This is a genomic window from Bacteroides sp. 43_46 (genome assembly GCF_001915455.1).
GTDB classification, from domain to species: domain Bacteria; phylum Bacteroidota; class Bacteroidia; order Bacteroidales; family Bacteroidaceae; genus Bacteroides; species Bacteroides caccae.
Genome location: NZ_MNQN01000085.1, coordinates 1 through 5,792, shown reverse-complemented (window position 1 = coordinate 5,792; position 5,792 = coordinate 1). Strand labels below are relative to the sequence as shown.

5 protein-coding genes and 1 pseudogene are annotated in these 5,792 nt (G+C 42.3%); 2 read left to right on the top strand and 4 right to left on the bottom strand.

Features of this window, described 5'->3' with window-relative positions; translation table 11 throughout:
• Positions 1–253 precede the first annotated feature (253 nt).
• Positions 254–733: a DUF2867 domain-containing protein gene (locus BHV72_RS06990; RefSeq protein WP_009037033.1), complete on the bottom strand. Its 480-nt coding sequence runs from the start codon at positions 731–733 to the stop codon at positions 254–256.
• A 167-nt stretch (positions 734–900) separates the two neighbouring features.
• Between BHV72_RS06990 and BHV72_RS06985 the strand changes: the two are divergent.
• Positions 901–1,634 (top strand): annotated as a pseudogene (locus tag BHV72_RS06985) (LuxR C-terminal-related transcriptional regulator).
• 2 nt (positions 1,635–1,636) lie between these two features.
• On the opposite strand, the gene BHV72_RS06980 reads toward BHV72_RS06985, so the two are convergent.
• The gene (locus BHV72_RS06980; RefSeq protein WP_009037035.1) at positions 1,637–2,221 is read right to left on the bottom strand and encodes a nucleotidyltransferase domain-containing protein; all 585 of its coding nucleotides are present in this window, start codon (positions 2,219–2,221) and stop codon (positions 1,637–1,639) included.
• A 103-nt stretch (positions 2,222–2,324) separates the two neighbouring features.
• Here BHV72_RS06980 and BHV72_RS06975 point away from each other — a divergent pair, with 103 nt between their 5' ends.
• On the top strand, positions 2,325–4,385 hold the full coding sequence (locus tag BHV72_RS06975; protein ID WP_022401681.1) for a HelD family protein: 2,061 nt from the start codon (positions 2,325–2,327) through the stop codon (positions 4,383–4,385).
• A 10-nt stretch (positions 4,386–4,395) separates the two neighbouring features.
• On the opposite strand, the gene BHV72_RS06970 is transcribed toward BHV72_RS06975, so the two are convergent.
• Positions 4,396–5,016 carry a CatB-related O-acetyltransferase gene (locus tag BHV72_RS06970; RefSeq protein ID WP_005828836.1) on the bottom strand — a complete coding sequence of 207 codons (621 nt, stop codon included), beginning with the start codon at positions 5,014–5,016 and terminating at the stop codon, positions 4,396–4,398.
• Between the two features lie 14 nt (positions 5,017–5,030).
• The coding region (locus BHV72_RS06965; protein ID WP_286855448.1) for an MATE family efflux transporter at positions 5,031–5,792 on the bottom strand (762 nt) is incomplete at its 5' end.

Below are 5,792 nucleotides of genomic sequence, written 5' to 3'. Positions count from 1 at the left end.
GGATATAGGTAAGTCTTTTAGAGAACAAATAAAAGGATAATATTTGAAATTCTAATATTAGTTGTATCTTTGCACTCAGAAATCGTACCCAAGATACAAGTTGATGTCAAACGGTGCAAAGCTGTGAAAACCTTATTCAAGGGACTTACATCGTAGCAAAGATATAACTTACTGAAAGATAGTGCCATATCAAACCATTTTCGGTTGCTGGTGGCACCACTCAAATAAATACTCCCATTGAAATGATAATATTTCAATGGGAGTATTTATTTACACCCACTCCCCCCCTATCCCCAGCAACATGCTTTAAGATAGACTTTACTATTATCCCATGAAAAGGTCTGATAATAAAGAAATATGCCCTTCCCAGCCAATTATTGTACTTCACAACAGTAGTAATCCGAAGTTCTTGTTTTCCTTCGTGATATTCCCCGCACCACATGGACACATGGAAATCAAGATGCTTATCCGGCATTCCGAGAATTTCTTCATGCAGATTTTTATCCAAGACCATATCTGTAAATCTGGTTGCTGTATCCAGTCCTAATGGCTTTACAATCGCATTCCTGAAATTCATGAGCCAACCAATCCACTTAGGAAATCGGCTGAAGGCAAGATTGCGAAAATCTTCCGGTGTCAAAGCCTGCCCAGTGACCATCACTTTAGAAAAAGAATCTATATAATCTACAGGAAAATAATTCTTTATTAAGCTGTCTGCCGGTATATCTTTCATCTTATCACATATTGAATTTATTACTCGTTTGCTTTTCATTCACGGCGTCCCCAATGACACGGCCTACAAAGGTAGCCACTTAATCCAACCCTACAACATATTCTTAGAAATAATATTATCCCGTAAAAGATAAAACTCAAAAGAAAATTATCAGTTATCTTTGTTCCATGACTACCAACAAGACAACTCCCAAAGAATTATGGGCAAGACAGCAGATTAGCGGTCCCGATGTGGACTATGATTTATGGAACAAGAAAAGAATATCCATGCAAGCGTTCTCACAAATGAGTCAGAGCTGTATTTTTACAGTTGACGTATTTAAAGAGAGATACGATTTTGCATCCGACAGTTTTGCCCATCTTTTCGGATACAATCCCACTTGGATAAAGACAATCAGGCAACAAGGCGATTTACTGGAAGAGAGAATACACCCTGATGACAGAATGCAACTCACGGAATGCCAAATCGAGCATGGACAGTTCATCTACTCACTCCCACCGGAAGAAAGAAATGACTACCGGCAAATATTTCAATTCCGTATGTTGAATGCACGGCAACAGTATATCAAAGTAGCCGGCAACAAGTCATAGAAACAGACCGGAATGGTAAAGCCTGGATAATCATGGGAGTAATGGACATACTTCCCGACCAGACCCCTATCGAAAGAATCAAACGGACGCTTCCAACATGCACTGTTTCTCCTGACAAACAATTATCCAACCGGGAGAAAGAAATATTACGACTCATCCGACAAGGTTTTCTAAGCAAGGAAATCGCTCACCAGCTGGGAGTGAGCATCTATACTGTGAACAATCACCGGAAAAACATCCTAAGCAAGTTAGATGCCAACAATATAATGGAAGCCATCCATATAGTAGAAAATCTTGGTATCTACCTCTAAGATTACGGAAGCCAACCGAGACTGTCCGCCAACTGATTTGTTTTGCGCCACTCTTCAAGCTCCTTATAAGTGCGGACACCTCCCGTAAAGACAGCATGATAAATCTCTATACCTGGAATCGTTACACCATCCGGCACATCGAATTTGATTTGCAATATCGTTTTCCTAATTTCAGGAGTAAGGCGCTCCGCAATAGCGGCAGTCACCTTTTCTACAACACCATCATACCTGGAACCTTTCCGGATGTGAATCATATCAAACTTCCAAGTATTCTGTTCTCTATCCTTATATAAAGCATGCCACTCCATGCACTCTTCCTCCGTATGGATAAGGTTCCTATATTGTATTTCCTGCAAAGGCAACCGTTCCGCAAGTTCCCGGATGACCGAAAAGCTCTCTCCTACATCCAACCTATCGGTATAAATATGGATATCTATATCCCTACTTTTCGCCAACAGCCCGGTACGGAGTGAGCCCACCAAATGAACGGTTGCTCCAATGCGCTCCCATGCTTCAATAATACAGGTATCTTCCAATACTTTCCATGCAGATTGCTGATTCTGCCTTGCAAGCTCATGAATGTCCATTTACCTCCACTTTTTTGAATGTGCAAAGATATAAAACTTCCCAGTATATAGGATACAATACACTAATTTTGCACACTGTCTTATCTTTTAGCAACAACTAATTATGGCATTCAATCAAACAGAGAAACAAGAGAAAGAATATTTAAAGCAAATAATCAGTTTTCTGAAAAAGGTTATCGGTAATACCGACGCATCCGTGAAAGACCACGTCGACACCTTGGCAGAATACAAAGACTATATCTGGTCCAACAAAGACATCGACCCACACGAGATACGCTCCATGCGCGAAAGCATCCTGAACCATTTTGCCTTGGGGGAAAGTGTAATCAACAAGCATAAGCGGCTCACCAAGATACTTGCCATTCCTTACTTCGGACGAATTGATTTTTTGGAAAAGAAAGAAAACAGCAAAGTGATGCCTATCTATATAGGTATCCATACCTTCTATGACCCGGAAAGTCGAGCTACCCTTATCCATGACTGGCGAGCACCCGTTTCGAGCATGTTCTATGACCATGAATTAGGAGAAGCAGGCTATCGGTCTCCATCGGGAGAGATTAAAGGAGTAATTTCCCTAAAACGCCAATACAGAATTCGGGGCGGCAAAATGGAATTTATGATTGAAAGTGCCCTGACCGTCCATGACGACATTCTGCAAAAAGAGTTAAGTTCCAATGTAGATGACAAGATGAAAAATATCGTTGCCACCATCCAACGGGAACAGAACCAGATTATCCGCAACGAAGATATCCGCACGCTTATTATTCAAGGAGTGGCCGGCTCTGGAAAAACATCCATAGCCCTGCACCGCATAGCCTACCTGCTCTATACCTTCAGAGACAGCATCTCATCAAAAGATATTCTGATTATCTCCCCCAACAAAGTGTTTTCCGATTATATCTCCAACGTCCTCCCCGAACTTGGGGAAGAAACCGTGCCCGAAACCAGTATGGAACAAATACTCTCCGGAGTGTTGGAACACAAATATAAGTACCAAACATACTTCGGGCTAGTGAATGAACTGTTAGAAAAGCCATCCTCAAGCCTCATCGACAGAATAGCCTATAAAGCCTCTTTCGGCTTCATTTCAGAGCTTGACAAGTTTATCCTCCACATAGAGAACACCTACTTCAAGGCAGCAGACGTGAAGCTGACCAAATACATCACCATACCTGCCCCGTTTATTGAAGAACAGTACCTACGTTTCAACCGTTATCCCATACGCCGACGATTTGATGCTATGGCTGATTATATGCTGGATATGTTGAAAATACAATACGCCTTTACGGTAACCACCGCCGGCAGAAACCTTTTGAAAAAAGAAATCAGACTAATGTTTGCAGGCAATAACGACATTCAAGTCTACAAAGATTTCTTTAAATGGACAAATAATCCCGGAATGTTCAAAATGCGAAAGGGACATACACTCGAATACTCAGACTTGGCACCGCTGGCATACCTACACTTGGCATTGGAGGGAAACGGGAACCAGCCATTCAGAGTCAAACATCTGTTGATAGATGAGATGCAGGACTATTCGCCCATACAGTACAAGGTAATACAGAAACTCTTTCCATGCCGGAAAACCGTGTTGGGCGATGCAGGACAGTCCGTGAATCCTTATGGTTCATCCACAGCAGAAACTATCCAAAAGTCACTTACTGCAAGTGAAATCATGAAATTGTGTAAGAGTTATCGTTCCACCTTCGAAATTACGGATTTTGCGCAAAAGATTCATCCTAACGCAGAGCTGGAACCGGTTGCCCGGCATGGAGAAAAGCCACAAATCCTGCAGTTCGGCAGTGCCGTAGAAGAACTGTCCGGCATTATGGGGCTAATCTCCACTTACCGGAAATCCGGATATAAGTCTCTTGGCATCATATGCAAGACGGAGCAGCAAGCCAGGGAGATGGCAGACATGCTGAAATCATATGCCAATGATATCAGCTTCCTATCAAGTCAAAGCTCCGCATTTGTGCAAGGCATCGTCATCATCTCTGCCCACATGGCAAAAGGGCTTGAGTTTGACGAAGTCATTATTCCACAGACGGATGAGAGAAATTACCGTTCGGAGATTGACAAGAGTATGCTTTATGTAGCTGTAACCAGAGCTATGCACCGCCTAACCTTGACATTTCACGAGGCAAGACCGGCAACTCACTGATGATGGATTATTAAGGAAATCTATCCCAACAGCCTTGTACAAGATGCGGCAAGTAACAGCGTATCTCATCAATCGACCAATCCCACCATTGCAGCCGCAATAATTTCTTCACCACATCCTCATCAAAACGTTTCCTGATTTCTTTGGCAGGAGTTCCCCCTACAATTGTATAAGGGGGAACATCTTTAGTCACAACAGCACGTGCACCAATAATCGCCCCATCTCCTATATGAACACCAGCCATTATCACCGCTTCATAACCAATCCAAACATCATTACCTATTATAATATCTCCTTTGTCATCCCATGCATCCGTTATGTCCGATTTCTTCAATCCCCACTCTTCGTAAAATAAAGGAAATGTATAAGTAGACAGAGATTTCAACGTATGATTGGCACAGTTGAACAGAAATTTCGTACCGCAAGCAATGGAACAGAATTTACCAATAACCAGCCTCTCCTGATGGATGGGGTAATGATACAGCACATTGTTTTTCTCGAACAACAAAGGGTCAGCTACAAAATCATTATAAATAGTATAGTCACCAACCTCTATTCGAGGATCCTTTACAACAGCATTAAGATATACGGTTTGCTTATCTCCCGTACGCGGATATATTTTAGTCATCATAATTCGATATGTTTCTAATATTGTTTACTTCTTAAATAGAAAACCGATTGCAATGCCAGCAAAATCACAAAAAGGTATTCTGCCGTTAAGTAAATAGCCAAGGATGCATGAGTGCAAGCGCTTAACCAATAAAGATACCCCAGATACACGACAGTGGTAGTCACTTGGAAAAGAAAAGTAATCCGGGTTTTACCGGTCCCTCCAACTGCGTTGAGATATACATAGCCTGGCAAGGCAAAGGTATAATTCAGCAACGTCACAACAAAAGGGATGAAAGCCTGCTCCGTCAACAGTTCGTTATCTGTATAGATTCCTATTATCAAGCGATTACAGCATACAGCTACCCCTATCAGTGGAAATCCAGCAGAATAGCCCAACCTCAGTATCTTACGGCAGATAATGAAAACAGCCCTCCTTTCTCCAGCCCCAATCGCATTACTGACCAGCGAACCCGTAGTGACCGCAAAAGAATTGACTATTACAAAAAAGACAGCAGATACACTTCGCGTAATATTGGAAATGGCTAATTCCGTTTTACCCAAATGTTCCACCGCCACAAAAAACAAGAGCCACGGAGCCACGCTGATAAAGGCATGAAGCATGCTCCATACCGACAAGCTCAGCACATCCACCAACAGCTTTCCGTCATATACCGGTTTCAATCCATATTTCCCTTTATCTATTTTCAGCCATACATAGAAAAGAAGCATCACCAAAGACCCCATCTCTGCCAGAGAAGAAGCAATGGCAGCTCCCGATATTCCCAGTCCTCCAAC